Origin of the sequence: Enterococcus sulfureus ATCC 49903 (genome assembly GCF_000407605.1) — a bacterium.
GTDB lineage: Bacteria > Bacillota > Bacilli > Lactobacillales > Enterococcaceae > Enterococcus_G > Enterococcus_G sulfureus.
The window spans coordinates 1-17,715 of record NZ_ASWO01000006.1 but is presented as its reverse complement, the minus strand read 5'-3'; the positions used below and the strand labels follow the sequence as shown (position 1 = coordinate 17,715).

Sequence of the window (17,715 nt, the reverse complement as noted above, 5' to 3'; positions counted from 1 at the left end):
GTCACCTCTTGTTTAAGATTGAGTTGCAATAAGTTCTTCCATAGAATAGCGTCCTGGTGCTTGTGTAGCTAAAAATTGTGCGGCTTTCAATGCACCGTTTGCAAAAATATCACGTGATAGTGCGGTATGTTTTAGCTCGATCAATTCGTCAAGACCAGCATATAAAACCGTATGCTCACCAGGGATCGTACCACCACGTACAGCATGAATACCAAGTTCATGACGAGGATTTTCATTTTCAGTACCTGAACGACCATAGATATAGGTTTTTTTCTCACGACAAGTTTCATTGATCGAATCGGCAAGAAGTAATGCTGTTCCGCTCGGTGCATCTTTTTTCTGATTATGATGTTTTTCGATAATCTCGATATCAAAATCCGCTTCTAAAATAGGGGTAATGGTCTTTAGTGCTTGAATCAACGCATTGATCCCTAAGGACATATTCGCTGAATAAAAAACCGGAATTTTTGTTGCTGCGTGATCGATCGCTTGAAACTGTTCACTTGTTAACCCAGTCGTCGCGACGACGATCGGCAACTGTTTTTCCACACTAGCATCAAGCAAGGTGTCGACATTGCTATAATGTGAAAAATCGATCACGACATCGGCCGTTTCGTTTACTTCGCTGAGCGTTTGGTAAATTGGGAAATCAGTTTTGCCCGTATGGCGATCCACGCCGGCAACGATGGTAAGAGCTTCGTGATGTGTCACCATCTCTTGAATCACACGACCCATTCGGCCATTGGCACCACTTAAAATAATCGATAACATATCTGTCCTCCTAAAGAATGCCGTAAGCTTCCATTTCTTGTTTAAGGCTAGTAAGTGTTGCTGTTTCAGGTGGTCCTAGTGGTAAACGATAGGTCAACTGACAGTTGTCCATCAAAGCAACACCGGCTTTTACTGGAACCGGATTGACTTCTGCAAATAAAGCATCGATCAATGGTTTTTGTGCCAGTTGCATTTCTTTTGCTTTGTTCAGTTCCCCATTTAAATAGGCATGGACCATTTCAGATGTCTGCGTCGGTGCAATATTGCTGATTGTCGAAATGACACCTGTTCCACCAACAGATAAAAATGGTAACACTTGGTCGTCATTTCCTGAATAAAGTGCGAAATCTTCATCGACTTCACGTGCGATCGAGACAACTTGTGAGATATCACCACTAGCTTCTTTGATTCCGACGATATTTGGGATTTTTTTCAATTCCTTGACCGCTTCCACATCTAAATTCATTCCAGTTCGAGCATGTACAGAGTAAAGTAAAATCGGTAACTCAACGCTCTCAGCAATCGCTTTGTAATGCGCGACTAAACTCGATTTTGTGGCTTTATTGTAATAAGGAGTGACGACTAATAATCCATCTGCACCTACACGTTGGGCTTCTTTAGATAAGTGGATCCCGTGTTGCGTGTTATTTGAACCTGTTCCACCAATTACAGGTACGCGACCTGCAGCTTTTTTTACTACAGCTTCGATTACTGCGATATGCTCTTCATCGATTAATGTTGAGGCTTCACCTGTGGTTCCGCAAGCTACAATAGCGTCGATCCCAGATTGGATCTGCCATTCGACTAAGTTTTCTAAGCTTTTATAATCCACGCTTCCGTCTTCATGCATCGGGGTGATCAGTGCGACAGCTGCACCTTCAAAAATTGTCATATCTACACATCCTATTCCACTCTTTTTTGTTATTTTCAATTTTTGTATAAAAAATCAAAAATAATGATAGATTATTGGAATTATAACCTGTATTATGAGAAAATATCAATGATTAAACGAAAAAACAACGAGAATCCTATGAGAAATTCGGTTTTAAGGAGAGAATAGATGAAAATTAGTCCAAATATCCAAAAATTAGCCCCTTTCGTTACCAATTGGCGTCGTACCTTACATCAAATTCCTGAATTAGGTCTAGTCGAATATCAAACGCGCGATTATTTAAAAGCACAGTTGGAAGAAATGGGGGTAAATGAAATCCATCAACGTTTAGATACCGCATTAGTCGCCGTTTTTCGTTCAGATAAACCAGGGAAAACACTAGCGTTTCGTACAGATATCGATGCGTTACCTGTCACTGAAGAAACGGGTGTAGCCTTTGCATCAAAAACAGAAGGAAGAATGCATGCGTGTGGTCATGATGGTCATATGGCAACTATGCTAGGCTTTGCGAAATATCTAACTTTGTATCCAGAAACGATCGTTGGAACGATCGTTTTGATCTTTCAGCCTGCAGAAGAAGGACCAGGTGGAGCACAATTACTGATTGATGCAGGTGTATTAGATGAATTTGGTGTCGAACAGATCGTAGGCTTACATGTTTTTCCAGAATTTGAAGAAGGAGTCATTGCGTGTCGAGAACATGCGATGATGGCACGTAATGGAGAAGTTAAATTAGTCGTTACCGGTCAAAGTGCACATGGAGCACAACCACAACAAGGGGCAGATGCAATTTTAGCGACTTCAGCTATTTTGCAAGGAATCCACACGATTTTAGCACGCAATATTAGTCCAATGGAAGCTGGTGTGATTACGTTTGGAAAAATCACAGGTGGGGAAGCGATGAATATCATCCCTGGAAAAGTCGAAGTGGAAGGGACGATGCGCGCGTTTAGCGATGAAGTGTATGAGCAAATGACCACACGGATTACCCAACTTGCCACGCAAATCGCGCTAGGCTATGGTTGTGAGTGTGAGGTGATTTTCAATCATATGTATCGCGTAGTAGATAATGCTCCTGAAATGGTCCATGCATTACAACGTGTAGCAAAAGAAGCCTACCGTGAAACACCACCGTATATGTTAGCAGAAGATTTTTCGATGTATCAAACGAAGATCCCAGGTCTATTCTTTTTTGTAGGGATTCGCAATGAAGCGTGTGGTTATACATGGCCTTTGCACAGTAATAAACTAAATTTTAATGAAGAAAATTTATTAGGCGGCATCGAGTGTTATGTAGGCTTGATTGCAGCCTTAAACGAATAAGGAGCAAAGTAGATGAGTGAACATTTTATTTTTGATGGTTGTGATACCGTCGAGTTAGCTAAAACATTTCAAACCCCGCTTTATGTATTTTCAGAAACGAAAATCAAAGAAGCTTGCCAAGAATTGCGTGAAGACTTTATCGAAAAATATGATCGAGTACGTGTCGCTTATGCGTCAAAGGCTTTTAATACATTAGCGATGTTACGTTTAGTTGAAAAAGAAGGATTATGTTTAGATGTAGTCAGCGGGGGCGAATTATACACCGCGATTAAAGCAGGTTTTGAAGCAGAAAAAATCGAATTTAACGGCAATAATAAATCCATTGAAGAATTAGAGATGGCACTAGACTATGGTGTTGGACGGATCATCGTCGATGGTTTGCAAGAATTAGAGCTGATTCAAGCCATTTGTAAAGAAAAACAGACAACAGCCAACATTCTATTTCGTATCACACCGGAAATCAGTGTCCATACGCATGAATATATTTCAACTGGGCAAAAAGATTCTAAGTTTGGGATTCCGCTAGATGAATCGATTTTACTTCCTTTGATCCAACAAGCGATCGAAGCGCCAGAACTTGATTTTTATGGAATCCATTTTCATATTGGCAGTCAGCTTGCGGAAAATCAAACCCATTTGGCTGCAGCACAAGTTGCCTTGGATTTGGTAAAAAAAATCTATGATACATTTGGGTATACGGTGAAAGAACTAAATTACGGTGGTGGCTTTGGTGTACGGTATACAACAGACGATATTCGCCAACCTTTTGCCTACTTTTTAGATCCGTTGATGGAAAAAACCATTGCTTTTTGTCAGGAACATAAATTGTATCGTCCAACGATCGTAATCGAACCTGGACGTAGCATTGTCGCTGAAGCCGGGATCAGTTTGCATACGATTGGGGCCATCAAAACTTTACCGGGTATTCGTACTTATGCGTCGATCGATGGCGGGATGACAGATAATATTCGACCAGGTTTGTATCATGCCGAATACGAAGGGATTCTTGCAAATAAATACGATCAAGCAGCGACAGAGAAGGTAACAATCTCAGGTAAAATTTGTGAGAGCACAGATATTTTAGTGAAAGATATCGTTTTACCCCCTGTAGAAACAGGTGATATTTTTGCCACGTTTACTACTGGCGCATATGGCTATTCGATGGCGAGCAATTACAATAAAATTCAAATCCCAGCTGCTGTTTTTGTTCAAGATGGGCAAGCAGAACTTGTTGTAGAACGCCAAAGCTATGCGCAAATCATTCAAAACGAACGTATTCCGAAACACTTACAGTCAGGAGAAACTAGATGAAGATTCCATTTGAAAAATATCAAGGTACTGGAAATGATTTTATTATTTTAAATAATATTGAGCTAAACTATACGATGGATCAACTCGTGATGCTCACTAAACAAGTGTGTCAGCGTCGACTTTCGGTTGGTTCAGATGCTGTAATGGTCGTCGATCGTGCGCAACACGGTGGTGATTTTCGGATGATCTTCTTTAATGCAGATGGGACAGAAGCTGAAATGTGTGGAAATGGAGCACGTTGTCTGGCTCGATATGCTTATGAACATCAGCTTGTTGGAGAAAAAATGGTTATCGAAACTGTTGCTGGCGACGTGCCGGCATGGCGTTTAGATCAACGTACCTATAAAGTGCAGTTGAATACGGCGACAAAAGAAGTTTACGATTGGACGTTTCCAGAGGTGAAAGAATTATCTTATATTGAATTAGGTGATCCTGCATTGCCACACCTAGTCGTTGAATTGCCTGGATTGGTTGATCGCAAACTAGAGGAATTGATGCCTTTAGCGAAAACGCTACGTCACTGGGATCGTTTACCAAAAGGAGCGAATGTTAATTTTTACGAGGAAACGAGCGATGGGAAACTCGTGATCCGAACGTTCGAACGTGGAGTAGAAGGGTTTACTCTCGCTTGTGGGACCGGTTCTGGAGCTACGGCATTAACGCTAGTCAAAAGACAAAAACAAAGCCAAGAGGTCACACTACATACATTAGGTGGCGTATTACACGTTGAAGTAGATGGAACGGATTTGTTTTTAAGTGGTGAAACTACTCAAATCGTGGTAGGGGTTATTTGTGATGAAGCGCTAAATTTCTAAAATTTTCCTTAGTCTAGTGTAAAATGACAGTGAATGTGTAAAGTCATGCTAAAATAAAGGAAATAACTAGAAGGAGAGAGATGCCATGATCTATTGGTTAGATAATTGGTTTACGCTATCGTTGGTCTTTATTGGGATGGCGATTTCACTAGCCTCATCCGCTTATGTGAATAGTACATTTAAAAAATATGATAAAATCAAAAGTCAACATCATGTAACAGGAACGGATGCGGCAGAGTATATTTTACAAAATCAACACATCCATAATGTCGGTGTCCAAAGTATTTCAGGTGAGTTGACAGATAATTACAATTCGGGAAACAAGATGCTTAGCTTATCTCAATCAACCGCACGTTCAACTTCTGTTGCGGCCATTGGGGTAGCAGCGCATGAATGCGGGCATGCGGTACAAGATGCCGTAGATTACAAACCGATGCGTATTCGAGCAGCGATCGTGCCTGCAGCAAACCTAGGTTCCAGTATTTCTATTCCGATGATCATGTTTGGATTGATTTTTAGTTTTCCTTTATTGATCAACTTAGGGATTGTCGCCTTTTCGATTGCATTTTTATTTCAAATCGTGACGTTGCCAGTAGAATTTGATGCCTCAAGACGTGCATTAAAAATTTTAGGCGAAGGTGGACTATTGACCCAAGAGGAATTGCCAATGGCACGTAAAGTATTATTTGCTGCAGCATTAACGTATGTCGCCGCAGCGATTACGACATTGTTGCAATTGATTCGCTTGATCATGATTGCAAACAATCGTCGGAATTGATCGAATCGTTAGAGCTTTTGGGGTATTCATGTTATGATAAATACAGGAATCAAGCACGAAACAGGGAGGATGAAACAAGATGAAAGCAGCAACTAAAGTATCTTTAGGCTTAGGACTTGTGGCAATCGCTGGGGTAGCTACTGCAGCAATTGCTTCAGAAAAACTACTAACAAAAGGTCGTTATATGACGAACCGTTGTAAAGTGAAAAAATTCGTTTCGGATAAATTTGGTGGCAATGAAACGTTATTAAATGTTGTCGATAAATTAGATGACGAAGAACTAGATTATGTCATGCAATTAAGTAAAAAAGTGAAATCAGGTAAACAAGAAGTCGCTTCTCATGCAGAAGATGCAAAAGATAAATTGCAAGATTTCTTCAATCAAGTATTTTAGCCCTACTGAGATGCACGCGTGCATCTCAGTTTTTTTAGGAGTAGAGGATGGAAAAAACAAGTACGTTAACAAAGGTGCAAAAAGAAGTATTTATGAACGAGGCTATTTTAGAAGCACGAAAAGCACAAATGCTACAAGAAGTCCCCATTGGTGCTATTGTGGTGTTAGATGGACAGATTATTGGTCGAGGCCATAATTTAAGAGAAACCACACAAGATGCTACGATGCATGCAGAGATGATCGCAATCAAAGAAGCTTGTCAACGCGTGGGAAGTTGGCGTTTAGAACAAGCCCAGCTATTTGTAACACTTGAACCATGTCCAATGTGTGCGGGCGCTTCCATGCTCGCACGAATTGATGAAATCTATTTTGGTGCCTTTGATCCAAAAGGCGGTGCTAGTGGAAGTTTACTGAATCTCTCGACAGATGAGCGCTTCAACCACTGGAGTTATGTTGAGGCAGGGGTTTTAGGGGAAACGTGTGGTGCATTATTGACCGATTTTTTCCGCGAATTACGTCAACGTAAAAAAAAGCTAAAAAAGACTAGTAATTCACCAGAGCTTCCGTTATAATAAGTAGTGCCGAAAGGCTAGGACAATGGAGGCCTTGTGAATTGTGTCAGGTCTGGAAGGAAGCAGCACTAAGCAGGTGTCTTCATGTGTCTGATTACATAACGAAAAACTGGGAGCAATCATTGATTGTTCCCAGTTTTTTTATTCTTTTGACTTTAGATAAAGGATGTGCCAAAATTTAAGCAGTACGAACTAGAAAGTAGGCGGAAAGTATGCCTGATACATTACGTATTTTACATACGAATGATCTCCATTCACATTTTGAAAACTGGCCGAAAGTCAGTCGATTTTTAAAACAAAAACAAAAAAAACGAGTAAATGAAGCCGTACTGACGGTCGATTTAGGAGATTTTTTAGATCGGTGGCACCCGCTGACCGAAGCGACAGATGGACAAGCGAATATCGAATTGATGAATACGATTGGGTATGATGCGGTTACGATAGGCAATAATGAAGGGATTGGCAATAGTCGCGCGGTGTTAGACCATCTATACGACGATGCAAATTTTCCAGTAGTGTTGGCAAACCTAGTCGACTTAAACACACAAACCCGTCCAGGATGGGTCAAACCATTTTTGATCGTTCCAACAGAAATTGGCATTAAAGTGGGGATTATTGGCTTAACTGCACCATTTCCGTTGACGTATAATCCGAATAACTGGGATGTGAAAGATCCGATCGCCATACTAAATGAAGTAGTTCCAGATGTTCAAAAAGAAGCGGACTATATTATTTTATTAAGCCATTTAGGCATTAACGCAGATGATCAAATTGCAGCTGAATTTCCGCAAATCAATTTGATTTTAGGTTCGCATACGCATCATTTGTTTAAAGAAGGAAAAAAAATAAACACCACACAACTTGCTGCAGCGGGGAAATTCGGCTATTATGTGGGCGAAGTTACCGTCACGTTTGAAAATAATCAAATTCATAAATCAGTAGCAAAGACATTTTTAACTGAATCTTTACCCGAAGAACCAAAAGATACTGCACAAATTAATTCTTGGCTAGAACAAGGGACACACTTGTTGCAGCAAGTACCGCTAGCAGTACTTCCTTTTGATTTACCTGTCGTTTCAACTACCGGTCCATCGCTAAGTGAATATGCTTTAAATGCAATGGCTCTACGCGGCAATACGACGATTAGCCTTGTCAATACAGGCTTGTTTTTAGATGGGTTACCCAAAGGAATGGTCACAACAGCTGATCTTCATCAACTACTACCGCATCCAATGCGCTTGATCAAAGTTCGATTGAACGGTTCGGATCTTTTACGTTTGGTCGGTGAAATCGAACGAAATCGCTTGTTTTTAAAACACTATCCGATCAAGGGGATGGGATTTCGAGGGAAAATCTTTGGGGAGATCATCTATTACGGATTACGCTATGATTCGGATACACGACAAGTCTTCGTAGGAGAAGAACTCGTTGATCCAACGCAAGATTATGAATTGACTACAGTCGATCATCTGATGTTTATTCCTTTTTTTCCAACGATCGAGCTTGCGGGTATAACAACATTTTTATTTCCAGAATTTTTACGAACGATCGTAGGCCAAGGGTTAGCACAAGCATTTCCAATTGAATGAAAATTAAAAAGAGGTGACAACACATGTCAGAAGAAAATCAATTAACGGATGACTTGACTGCGATCTTAGAAGAAATCGTAGAAGAGCCAACTCCGGAGCAAAAAACAGCGAAAGGAACGACCTTTGAACGTGTAAATGAAACAGATATTTTGCTTTCTGGTCGTTTGTATCGAGTAGTAGCAGACTATCGTCAAGCCTTTGATTTAGAAAAGGTAGCCAATCGATACAGTGAAGTGTTATCACGCTATGACTTTATTGTAGGAGATTGGGGATATGATCAACTCCGTTTAAAAGGATTCTTTGATGTAACCAATAAACGTGCGTTACCAGACCAACGGATTGATACGCTAGAAGATTACTTATATGAGTATTGTAATTTTGGTTGTGCGTATTTTGTGATTGAACGTGTGGGACATCGAAAACAAAAAAACACAGCGAAAAAACAAAAGAAAAAACAAACAAAATCGCAAGCACATGTTGCAGAGAAAAAAGCTCCAGTGAAAAAAACAACGCCTAAAATAAAAAATACAACGAAAAAAACAGGAAAACAATCGCCTGGGACAACTGAAGCTGTGAAACAAAAACCCAAAGAAGCGACAAAAAAATTTACGATTCGAAAACGGGAGGAGTAATCGATGGCATATAAAGGATATTTGATTGATTTAGATGGTACGATTTATTTAGGGAAAGCACCGATTGACGCTGGCAAACGATTTATTGATCGTTTACAACATGCTAAAATCCCCTTCATGTTCGTCACCAATAACACAACAAAAACACCAGAGACCGTAGCGGCACGTTTGAAAAATGAATTTGATATCCATGTGTCAAGCGACCTAGTATATACGGCTACTTTGGCAACAATCGATTTTATGAATGAACAAGCAAAACCCAAAACAGCTTATGTGGTGGGGGAAAGTGGTTTAAAAGATGCGATTATTCAAGCTGGGTATACGATTGACGAAATAGCACCCTCTTTTGTCGTTGTAGGTCTGGATTCCAATGTGACGTACGATCAATTGGCAACGGCTGTTTTAGCGATCCAACAAGGAGCATGCTTTATTGGAACGAATCCAGATAAAAATATTCCAACTGAAAAAGGGTTGATGCCAGGAGCCGGGGCACTCATTTCATTTGTTGAGACAGCTACGCAAACAAAACCGGTATTTATCGGCAAACCCGAAGCGATTATTATGGAGAAAGCATTAGCGAAACTAGGGTGTCACAAAGCTGAAGCGATTATGGTTGGTGATAATTATGAAACAGATATCCGTGCAGGATTAAACAATGGCATCGATACTTTACTCGTACTATCTGGTTTTACACCTAAATCAGCAGTACCTACATTGCCGCAAGCTCCAACTTATATAGTTGATTCTTTAGATGAATGGCAACTAAAATGAGACGGGGCATTCGTTTTTTTCAATGGGTTTCCCTTTTTTTAACACTTGTTTCTAGTGCAATCTTAATTACGATCAATAGCACATGGCTGTATCGTCTTTTTATCGATAGGGAACATCTGACACAATTTACGACACTTTCAAAAACGGAACTATTGGCACAATATAAAGAGTTATTGGCTTATTTAAATTTCCCTTGGATTCAGACACTTCACTTAGCAGATTTTCCAATGTCTGAAAGTGGGATGAAGCATTTTGTCGATGTCAAACAGTTGTTTTTAGTGAATCATCTTGTGTTCTTGATTACATTGATTCCAACGATTTGGTTTATTTACGGCTTAGTAGCACATCACGAACAGTGGCGGATGATTCGTCCTATGCAAGTCGCGCTGTTTGTACCGATCGTAGTAGGCTTTGTCATGGTTGCTGGATTTGATCGCTTTTTTATTACTTTTCATGAAGTATTATTTCGTAATGCTGATTGGGTATTTAATCCAGCTACGGATCCAATTATTAACGTGTTACCAGAAATATTCTTTTTTGCCTGTTTTGGTTTATTCTTTTGTTGTCTAGAACTTTTTTTCTTTCTGTTTTATCTTTATGGACGTTGGTCACTTCGTCAAACTAAATAACATTAAAAACGCCAAGATCGAGTATTCTCACGATTTTGGCGTTATGTTGTGTAGATTAAAATGGATGTTGATGTGCGATGCGACTAGCTGCTGCTGCGGCGATCGCACCGATAATATCATCTAAAAACGTATGGACGTGTGGTGCAGTGTGGTCATTTAATTTCGCTAAAATACCTGGTTTTACTTTGTCGATGTACCCATAATTAGTAAACCCGATCGATCCATATACATTGACGATCGAAAAGGCTAAAATTTCATCGATGCCATACAGACCTTCATCTTTTTCAACGATTTCTTGTAAAGGGTCCATCAGTTGTTTTTGTTCAGCGAGCAAATCTAGCTGAATACCTGTCAAAATAGCATTTTGGACTTCACGTTTACCAAGTACAGCATCTACGCTTAACGCACACATCTCAAGCGTGAGATCAGGAATATAGGCTTGTTGTAAAAAAAGTACAAGTTCAGCAATATCGTTAACGCAGACACCTCGTTCAGTAAGTAAAGTACGTGCTTTTTGTTCTAATTGACTTGGGGTTACAGTCATGAAAACCATCCTCTCAAATTTTCGAATATTTTCTTCTTTCATGGTATACTACTTTTGGAAATCCTTCAAAGAATTGTGGTGAAACCGATGTTACCTTTAGTTGAATTTTGTGAATCAAACATCAATCAGGGCAATCAGAGTACTGTTGAGGCATTAACAGCGCGGGATGATGTCGAAGTGATGACGTATGGCTGTATGAGTGAGTGTAGTATTTGCGCCCAAGTTCTCTTTTGTATGTTTGAAGGTGAACGAATCAGCGCATCAACTCCTGAGGCGTTACTAACAAAAATCGAGCAAGCAATTAATGAATGGCACGCTGAATTTTTATAGATAAAAAGAGGGGATGACAGAATTTTGTCATCCCTTCTTTTTTTATTTTTGGAAAAGGCTAGTACTATGCATAGGTTGTGTTCGATTTTTAGGATCGATGTAATGTAGTGCATTATTGACAGCAGTAGGTGCTTCTCCAAATCCGGTAGCAATCAATTTTACTTTTCCGTCGTAAATCGAGACGTCACCACAAGCGTAAACACCTGGTAGCGTCGTTTGCATATCAGAAGAGACAGTGATTCCTTGACGTGTACTGCTCATGCCCCAGTCTTTAACATTTAAAGAAGAGCTAAATCCATAATTGACAATCAAATGATCAACAGAAAGCGTGACGTGCTCTTCACCCTTAACTTCAGCAAGTTCAATGGTTTCTAATGTACGGTTTCCTGCGATGCTTTCTACTATATAAGGAGTGAGTAGTCGTACATTTGACTCCATCAATTTCGTCACACTATGTTCATGTGCACGAAATTCTTTCCGACGATGGACCAAATAAACTTCAGATGCGATCGGCTCTAACATTAAGGCCCAGTCGATCGCTGAATCCCCACCACCGGCAATCGCGACTTTTTTTCCAGCATATTTCATGATATCTGGTACATAATAATCGATTCCCAAGTTTTCAAAAGTTTCAGCGTTTGGTAATGCTAATTTTCGAGGTTGAAAAGAACCATTTCCCAATGCTAAAATGACAGCTTTAGAATAATGAGTCGTTTTATTTGTGACGATCTCGATATAGTCCTCTTCTTTATTTAATGTCAAAACTTCTTCTTCTAAACAATAGGTTTGATTGAATGTTTGAAGTTGTTTTTCCAAATTTTCAACAAGATCTCCCGCTTTTACTTTAGGGAATCCTGGAATATCATAGATATATTTTTCAGGATATAATGTAGCAAGTTGTCCTCCCAATTGAGGTAGTGTATCGATAATTTTTGTTTTGGCATTTCTCATCCCAGCGTAGAATGCAGCAAACATTCCAACAGGGCCGGCACCAACGATAGTCAAATCGTAAATTTCCATAAAATGCGTCCAGCTCCTTTCAAGTGCAGTAACTGGATTATAACAAAGAATTTCATTAGTGGCATTTTTTTCGTTTTCTGATATGATAGAAGCATATTTGAAAATTCAAGGAGGCAACTATTTTGGCACAATTTCCACAATTACATTTAGCTGAACAAAAAGGACCAAAAGCAACGATTCACACCAATAAAGGAGACATCACGATTCAATTATTCCCAGAGCTTGCTCCTAAAACGGTGCAAAACTTTGTTGAATTAGCCAAAAAAGGCTTTTATGATGGTGTAATCTTTCACCGTGTGATTCCAGACTTCATGATTCAAGGTGGCGATCCTACTGGAACAGGTATGGGTGGCGAAAGTATTTATGGTGAAAAATTTGAAGATGAATTTACACCAGAACTTTTTAATTTGCGTGGCGCTTTATCAATGGCCAATGCTGGACCAAATACAAACGGAAGTCAATTTTTCGTTGTAAGTAACAAATCTGTTCCTTCAAATATGATGAGCCAAATGGAAAATGCTGGCTACCCAGCAGAAGTCGTTGAAGCGTATCAAAATGGTGGAACACCATGGTTAGATTTTCGTCATACTGTTTTTGGACATGTGATCGATGGAATGGACACTGTTGAAGCGATTGAAGGTGTACAACGTGGACCTCAAGATCGTCCGGTTTATGATGTTGTCATTGAAGGCGTAGAAATCAGCGAGTAAACAAGGATATAGACAGTTGAAAAGTAAACGTCAAATTTTCATCGACGTTTACTTTTTTTTTTCATATTATGCGGTATAATATAAAACGATGATGAGGTGAGACAATGACATATAAAATTGGTCAAATCGTAAGTGGAAAAGTAACCGGGATTCAGCCTTATGGTGCGTTTGTTGCGCTAGATGCCCAAACACAAGGGTTGATTCATGTATCCGAAATTCAATCGGGTTTTACGAAAAATATTCATGAAGTATTGCAAGTAGGAGAAGAGATTCAAGTTCAAGTCATTGATATCGATTTTTATACGAAAAAAATCAGTTTATCAAGAAGAACATTAGAAGATCAGTTTGTTCAAGTGTTAAATCGTAGAAAACGTTACTTTACAAATAAAAATAAAAAAATTGGATTTTATTCAATTGAAATGACGTTGCCTATTTGGATTGAAGAAGCATTAGAGATGTTGGAAGAATAAATAGAAATCGTAAAAGAGATGGAGTGGACCAGATGTCAGAAAAAATCATTGCCGGTACAATTATGTTAACGATGCTTGATGGAACGAAAAAATTTTTAGTCAATAAATGCCAAAATGAACAACATTTAGTTTCCGCAATTGCCCAACCTGAAAGAACAGGGCTGGCAAGTATCTTAGAACGATTAAAAGAAGAAGTGAATCTAGACGTGACCCACTTAGAATTATTGGAATTGACGAATGGTGTAATCAAAGGACAAAGCGTGCCGTTGTTTGTTTTTGAAGCAGTAGAAAAAAACGTACCTTTGGATTTGCCACATGAATATGTTTGGGAAGATTTTAAGCATTTTCAACAAATCGTGCAAAAATTCAATATTGAGGGAATGCCTTCATTTTAGCGAAATCCAATGTTTTTTTTAATAACACAAACTTAATTAAAGGAAAGAATAAAAAAATAGTAAAATAAACGAGAAAAAACTATTGACTCAACTTATAAAAGTTGATATGATAATCAAGTCGTTACGTTACATCGCATTTCTTTTTTGAGAATGTTCGAAAAAAGTGTTGACATGATATAACAAACGTGATATGATTTAAGAGTTGCTAAAACAACAATGTAGACCTTTGAAAACTGAACAAAGCAAGCAAACGAACCAATAGTGTAAGGTGTTTCTATTTAATAGAAACAAAAAAACAGCAAGCAATTATTGCTAGCAAAGTCAATTTAGAGCTTAACGATCGTAGATCGTTTCAAATTTTTTATGAGAGTTTGATCCTGGCTCAGGACGAACGCTGGCGGCGTGCCTAATACATGCAAGTCGAACGCTTCTTACTTATCGAACTTCGGTTCACCAAGTAAGAGGAGTGGCGAACGGGTGAGTAACACGTGGGTAACCTGCCCATCAGAGGGGGATAACACTTGGAAACAGGTGCTAATACCGCATAATTCAGTTTACCGCATGGTAGAGTGATGAAAGGCGCTTTTGCGTCACTGATGGATGGACCCGCGGTGCATTAGCTAGTTGGTAGGGTAATGGCCTACCAAGGCAACGATGCATAGCCGACCTGAGAGGGTGATCGGCCACACTGGGACTGAGACACGGCCCAGACTCCTACGGGAGGCAGCAGTAGGGAATCTTCGGCAATGGACGAAAGTCTGACCGAGCAACGCCGCGTGAGTGAAGAAGGTTTTCGGATCGTAAAACTCTGTTGTTAGAGAAGAACAAGGATGAGAGTAAAATGTTCATCCCTTGACGGTATCTAACCAGAAAGCCACGGCTAACTACGTGCCAGCAGCCGCGGTAATACGTAGGTGGCAAGCGTTGTCCGGATTTATTGGGCGTAAAGCGAGCGCAGGCGGTTCTTTAAGTCTGATGTGAAAGCCCCCGGCTCAACCGGGGAGGGTCATTGGAAACTGGAGAACTTGAGTGCAGAAGAGGAGAGTGGAATTCCATGTGTAGCGGTGAAATGCGTAGATATATGGAGGAACACCAGTGGCGAAGGCGACTCTCTGGTCTGTAACTGACGCTGAGGCTCGAAAGCGTGGGGAGCAAACAGGATTAGATACCCTGGTAGTCCACGCCGTAAACGATGAGTGCTAAGTGTTGGAGGGTTTCCGCCCTTCAGTGCTGCAGCTAACGCATTAAGCACTCCGCCTGGGGAGTACGACCGCAAGGTTGAAACTCAAAGGAATTGACGGGGGCCCGCACAAGCGGTGGAGCATGTGGTTTAATTCGAAGCAACGCGAAGAACCTTACCAGGTCTTGACATCCTTTGACCACTCTAGAGATAGAGCTTTCCCTTCGGGGACAAAGTGACAGGTGGTGCATGGTTGTCGTCAGCTCGTGTCGTGAGATGTTGGGTTAAGTCCCGCAACGAGCGCAACCCTTATTGTTAGTTGCCATCATTTAGTTGGGCACTCTAGCGAGACTGCCGGTGACAAACCGGAGGAAGGTGGGGATGACGTCAAATCATCATGCCCCTTATGACCTGGGCTACACACGTGCTACAATGGGAAATACAACGAGTTGCGAAGTCGCGAGGCTAAGCTAATCTCTTAAAGTTTCTCTCAGTTCGGATTGTAGGCTGCAACTCGCCTACATGAAGCCGGAATCGCTAGTAATCGCGGATCAGCACGCCGCGGTGAATACGTTCCCGGGCCTTGTACACACCGCCCGTCACACCACGAGAGTTTGTAACACCCGAAGTCGGTGAGGTAACCTTTTGGAGCCAGCCGCCTAAGGTGGGATAGATGATTGGGGTGAAGTCGTAACAAGGTAGCCGTATCGGAAGGTGCGGCTGGATCACCTCCTTTCTAAGGAATATTACGGAATACACACGTTCGTTTCCACTTTGTTCAGTTTTGAGAGGTTTACTCTCAAATAATTTGTTCATTGAAAACTGGATATTGAAGTAAAGAAATCAAAACAAACCGAGAACACCGCGTTGAATGAGTTTTTTAATACGTTCAATTGCTTATTTTTCTTAATCATCTTCTATCGCTAGAAGACAATGATTAAAACCCAACCGTAAGGTTGATAAGGTTAAGTGAATAAGGGCGCACGGTGGATGCCTTGGCACTAGGAGCCGATGAAGGACGGGACTAACACCGATATGCTTTGGGGAGCTGTAAGTAAGCTATGATCCAGAGATTTCCGAATGGGGGAACCCAACATCTTTTATAGGATGTTACTTTTCAGTGAATACATAGCTGATTAGAGGTAGACGCAGAGAACTGAAACATCTAAGTACCTGCAGGAAGAGAAAGAAAATTCGATTCCCTGAGTAGCGGCGAGCGAAACGGGAAAAGCCCAAACCAAGATGCTTGCATCTTGGGGTTGTAGGACTCCAATATGGTAGTACGATCAGATAGTCGAATGACTTGGAAAAGTCAGTCAAAGAGGGTAAAAACCCCGTAGACGAAATTTGGTATGCACCTAGGAGGATCCTGAGTACGGCGGAACACGAGAAATTCCGTCGGAATCCGGGAGGACCATCTCCCAAGGCTAAATACTCCCTAGTGACCGATAGTGAACCAGTACCGTGAGGGAAAGGTGAAAAGCACCCCGGAAGGGGAGTGAAATAGATCCTGAAACCGTGTGCCTACAACAAGTCAAAGCCCGTTAATGGGTGATGGCGTGCCTTTTGTAGAATGAACCGGCGAGTTACGATTGCATGCGAGGTTAAGCTGAAGAGGCGGAGCCGTAGCGAAAGCGAGTCTGAATAGGGCGTTTTAGTATGTAGTCGTAGACCCGAAACCATGTGATCTACCCATGTCCAGGTTGAAGGTGCGGTAAAACGCACTGGAGGACCGAACCCACGTACGTTGAAAAGTGCGGGGATGAGGTGTGGGTAGCGGAGAAATTCCAATCGAACTTGGAGATAGCTGGTTCTCTCCGAAATAGCTTTAGGGCTAGCCTCGGATTTAAGAATGATGGAGGTAGAGCACTGTTTGGACTAGGGGCCCATCTCGGGTTACCGAATTCAGATAAACTCCGAATGCCATTCATTTATATCCGGGAGTCAGACTGTGAGTGATAAGATCCATAGTCGAAAGGGAAACAGCCCAGACCACCAGCTAAGGTCCCAAAATATATGTTAAGTGGAAAAGGATGTGGGGTTGCACAGACAACTAGGATGTTGGCTCAGAAGCAGCCACCATTTAAAGAGTGCGTAATAGCTCACTAGTCGAGTGACCCTGCGCCGAAAATGTACCGGGGCTAAACATATTACCGAAGCTGTGGAGTGTACCTTTGGTACACTGGTAGGAGAGCGTTCTAAGGGCGTTGAAGGTAGACCGTGAGGACTACTGGAGCGCTTAGAAGTGAGAATGCCGGTATGAGTAGCGAAAGACAGGTGAGAATCCTGTCCACCGAATGACTAAGGTTTCCTGGGGAAGGCTCGTCCGCCCAGGGTTAGTCGGGACCTAAGCCGAGGCCGACAGGCGTAGGCGATGGACAACAGGTTGATATTCCTGTACTCGTTGTTTTTGTTTGAGCAATGGAGGGACGCAGGAGGCTAAGGAATGCAGACGATCGGAAATGTCTGTCCAAGCAACAAGTCTTAGTGAGAGTCAAATGCTTTCACTTTCAAGGACAAGTTGTGATGGGGAGGGAAATAATAGTACCGAAGTTCCTGATGTCACACTGCCAAGAAAAGCTTCTAGTG

18 protein-coding genes, 2 rRNA genes and 1 other RNA gene are annotated in these 17,715 nt (G+C 41.1%); 17 read left to right on the top strand and 4 right to left on the bottom strand.

Annotation, left to right across the window (positions count from 1 at the left end; all coding sequences use genetic code 11):
- Positions 1-12: 12 nt before the first annotated feature.
- Both dapB and dapA read right to left on the bottom strand, forming a co-directional pair.
- Positions 13-771 carry a 4-hydroxy-tetrahydrodipicolinate reductase gene (gene dapB / locus I573_RS09695; RefSeq protein WP_016186513.1) on the bottom strand — a complete coding sequence of 253 codons (759 nt, stop codon included), beginning with the start codon at positions 769-771 and terminating at the stop codon, positions 13-15.
- Positions 772-781: 10 nt separating this feature from the next.
- Positions 782-1,663 (bottom strand): 4-hydroxy-tetrahydrodipicolinate synthase, encoded by an 882-nt coding sequence (dapA, locus tag I573_RS09690; RefSeq protein WP_016186512.1) that lies wholly within the window; start codon positions 1,661-1,663, stop codon positions 782-784.
- Between the two features lie 168 nt (positions 1,664-1,831).
- Between dapA and I573_RS09685 the strand changes: the two genes are divergently transcribed.
- The 11 genes from I573_RS09685 to I573_RS09640 all read left to right on the top strand — a co-directional run bounded on the left by I573_RS09685 (position 1,832) and on the right by I573_RS09640 (position 10,477).
- Positions 1,832-2,986, top strand: a complete 1,155-nt coding sequence (locus I573_RS09685; protein WP_016186511.1) for a M20 metallopeptidase family protein — start codon at positions 1,832-1,834, stop codon at positions 2,984-2,986.
- A gap of 12 nt (positions 2,987-2,998) precedes the next feature.
- Positions 2,999-4,297, top strand: coding sequence for a diaminopimelate decarboxylase (gene lysA / locus I573_RS09680; protein WP_016186510.1), 1,299 nt, complete (start codon positions 2,999-3,001; stop codon positions 4,295-4,297).
- Positions 4,294-5,112: a diaminopimelate epimerase gene (gene dapF, locus I573_RS09675; RefSeq protein WP_016186509.1), complete on the top strand. Its 819-nt coding sequence runs from the start codon at positions 4,294-4,296 to the stop codon at positions 5,110-5,112. Before lysA ends, dapF begins: the two co-directional genes overlap by 4 nt.
- 85 nt (positions 5,113-5,197) lie before the next feature.
- On the top strand, positions 5,198-5,890 hold the full coding sequence (locus I573_RS09670) for a zinc metallopeptidase (protein ID WP_016186508.1): 693 nt from the start codon (positions 5,198-5,200) through the stop codon (positions 5,888-5,890).
- Positions 5,891-5,969: 79 nt separating this feature from the next.
- Entirely contained in the window at positions 5,970-6,284 is a 315-nt protein-coding gene (locus I573_RS09665) for a hypothetical protein (protein WP_016186507.1), read from the top strand.
- A gap of 47 nt (positions 6,285-6,331) precedes the next feature.
- Positions 6,332-6,856: a tRNA adenosine(34) deaminase TadA gene (gene tadA / locus I573_RS09660; protein ID WP_016186506.1), complete on the top strand. Its 525-nt coding sequence runs from the start codon at positions 6,332-6,334 to the stop codon at positions 6,854-6,856.
- Between the two features lie 14 nt (positions 6,857-6,870).
- An RNA gene (gene ffs, locus I573_RS11425) (signal recognition particle sRNA small type) lies at positions 6,871-6,957 on the top strand.
- 111 nt (positions 6,958-7,068) lie between these two features.
- Positions 7,069-8,445: a bifunctional metallophosphatase/5'-nucleotidase gene (locus I573_RS09655; RefSeq protein ID WP_016186505.1), complete on the top strand. Its 1,377-nt coding sequence runs from the start codon at positions 7,069-7,071 to the stop codon at positions 8,443-8,445.
- Between the two features lie 23 nt (positions 8,446-8,468).
- On the top strand, positions 8,469-9,077 hold the full coding sequence (locus I573_RS09650) for a YutD family protein (RefSeq protein ID WP_016186504.1): 609 nt from the start codon (positions 8,469-8,471) through the stop codon (positions 9,075-9,077).
- A gap of 3 nt (positions 9,078-9,080) precedes the next feature.
- Positions 9,081-9,848, top strand: coding sequence for a TIGR01457 family HAD-type hydrolase (locus I573_RS09645; RefSeq protein ID WP_016186503.1), 768 nt, complete (start codon positions 9,081-9,083; stop codon positions 9,846-9,848).
- Positions 9,845-10,477 carry a TIGR01906 family membrane protein gene (locus tag I573_RS09640; protein ID WP_016186502.1) on the top strand — a complete coding sequence of 211 codons (633 nt, stop codon included), beginning with the start codon at positions 9,845-9,847 and terminating at the stop codon, positions 10,475-10,477. Before I573_RS09645 ends, I573_RS09640 begins: the two co-directional genes overlap by 4 nt.
- A gap of 55 nt (positions 10,478-10,532) precedes the next feature.
- Here the strand turns inward: I573_RS09640 and I573_RS09635 are convergent, their stop codons facing one another.
- A complete protein-coding gene (locus I573_RS09635) occupies positions 10,533-11,021 on the bottom strand; it encodes a phosphatidylglycerophosphatase A family protein (RefSeq protein ID WP_016186501.1) in 489 nt (162 codons plus the stop codon).
- A gap of 87 nt (positions 11,022-11,108) precedes the next feature.
- Between I573_RS09635 and I573_RS09630 the strand changes: the two genes are divergently transcribed.
- Positions 11,109-11,351, top strand: a complete 243-nt coding sequence (locus I573_RS09630) for a DUF1450 domain-containing protein (RefSeq protein ID WP_016186500.1) — start codon at positions 11,109-11,111, stop codon at positions 11,349-11,351.
- Positions 11,352-11,393: 42 nt separating this feature from the next.
- On the opposite strand, the gene I573_RS09625 is transcribed toward I573_RS09630, so the two are convergent.
- Positions 11,394-12,371: an NAD(P)/FAD-dependent oxidoreductase gene (locus I573_RS09625; protein WP_016186499.1), complete on the bottom strand. Its 978-nt coding sequence runs from the start codon at positions 12,369-12,371 to the stop codon at positions 11,394-11,396.
- Positions 12,372-12,493: 122 nt separating this feature from the next.
- Between I573_RS09625 and I573_RS09620 the strand changes: the two genes are divergently transcribed.
- The 5 genes from I573_RS09620 to I573_RS09600 form a co-directional block, all read left to right on the top strand.
- The gene (locus I573_RS09620; RefSeq protein WP_016186498.1) at positions 12,494-13,081 is read left to right on the top strand and encodes a peptidylprolyl isomerase; all 588 of its coding nucleotides are present in this window, start codon (positions 12,494-12,496) and stop codon (positions 13,079-13,081) included.
- Positions 13,082-13,185: 104 nt separating this feature from the next.
- Entirely contained in the window at positions 13,186-13,551 is a 366-nt protein-coding gene (locus tag I573_RS09615) for a CvfD/Ygs/GSP13 family RNA-binding post-transcriptional regulator (RefSeq protein WP_016186497.1), read from the top strand.
- Between the two features lie 32 nt (positions 13,552-13,583).
- Positions 13,584-13,946 (top strand): hypothetical protein, encoded by a 363-nt coding sequence (locus I573_RS09610; protein ID WP_016186496.1) that lies wholly within the window; start codon positions 13,584-13,586, stop codon positions 13,944-13,946.
- A gap of 359 nt (positions 13,947-14,305) precedes the next feature.
- A 16S ribosomal RNA gene (locus I573_RS09605) occupies positions 14,306-15,862 on the top strand.
- 227 nt (positions 15,863-16,089) lie between these two features.
- Positions 16,090-17,715 (top strand): 23S ribosomal RNA (locus I573_RS09600); the annotation flags it as partial.

Bases quoted from the DNA above. Each gene is read 5' to 3' on its own strand.
- I573_RS09665 (WP_016186507.1), top strand. From the start codon at position 5,970: ATGAAAGCAGCAACTAAAGTATCTTTAGGCTTAGGACTTGTGGCAATC.
- dapB (WP_016186513.1), bottom strand. From the start codon at position 771: ATGTTATCGATTATTTTAAGTGGTGCCAATGGCCGAATGGGTCGTGTG.
- tadA (WP_016186506.1), top strand. From the start codon at position 6,332: ATGGAAAAAACAAGTACGTTAACAAAGGTGCAAAAAGAAGTATTTATG.
- I573_RS09645 (WP_016186503.1), top strand. From the start codon at position 9,081: ATGGCATATAAAGGATATTTGATTGATTTAGATGGTACGATTTATTTA.
- lysA (WP_016186510.1), top strand. From the start codon at position 2,999: ATGAGTGAACATTTTATTTTTGATGGTTGTGATACCGTCGAGTTAGCT.
- I573_RS09635 (WP_016186501.1), bottom strand. From the start codon at position 11,021: ATGACTGTAACCCCAAGTCAATTAGAACAAAAAGCACGTACTTTACTT.
- I573_RS09610 (WP_016186496.1), top strand. From the start codon at position 13,584: ATGTCAGAAAAAATCATTGCCGGTACAATTATGTTAACGATGCTTGAT.
- I573_RS09670 (WP_016186508.1), top strand. From the start codon at position 5,198: ATGATCTATTGGTTAGATAATTGGTTTACGCTATCGTTGGTCTTTATT.
- I573_RS09625 (WP_016186499.1), bottom strand. From the start codon at position 12,371: ATGGAAATTTACGATTTGACTATCGTTGGTGCCGGCCCTGTTGGAATG.
- dapA (WP_016186512.1), bottom strand. From the start codon at position 1,663: ATGACAATTTTTGAAGGTGCAGCTGTCGCACTGATCACCCCGATGCAT.
- I573_RS09655 (WP_016186505.1), top strand. From the start codon at position 7,069: ATGCCTGATACATTACGTATTTTACATACGAATGATCTCCATTCACAT.
- I573_RS09650 (WP_016186504.1), top strand. From the start codon at position 8,469: ATGTCAGAAGAAAATCAATTAACGGATGACTTGACTGCGATCTTAGAA.
- I573_RS09685 (WP_016186511.1), top strand. From the start codon at position 1,832: ATGAAAATTAGTCCAAATATCCAAAAATTAGCCCCTTTCGTTACCAAT.
- I573_RS09640 (WP_016186502.1), top strand. From the start codon at position 9,845: ATGAGACGGGGCATTCGTTTTTTTCAATGGGTTTCCCTTTTTTTAACA.
- I573_RS09615 (WP_016186497.1), top strand. From the start codon at position 13,186: ATGACATATAAAATTGGTCAAATCGTAAGTGGAAAAGTAACCGGGATT.
- dapF (WP_016186509.1), top strand. From the start codon at position 4,294: ATGAAGATTCCATTTGAAAAATATCAAGGTACTGGAAATGATTTTATT.
- I573_RS09630 (WP_016186500.1), top strand. From the start codon at position 11,109: ATGTTACCTTTAGTTGAATTTTGTGAATCAAACATCAATCAGGGCAAT.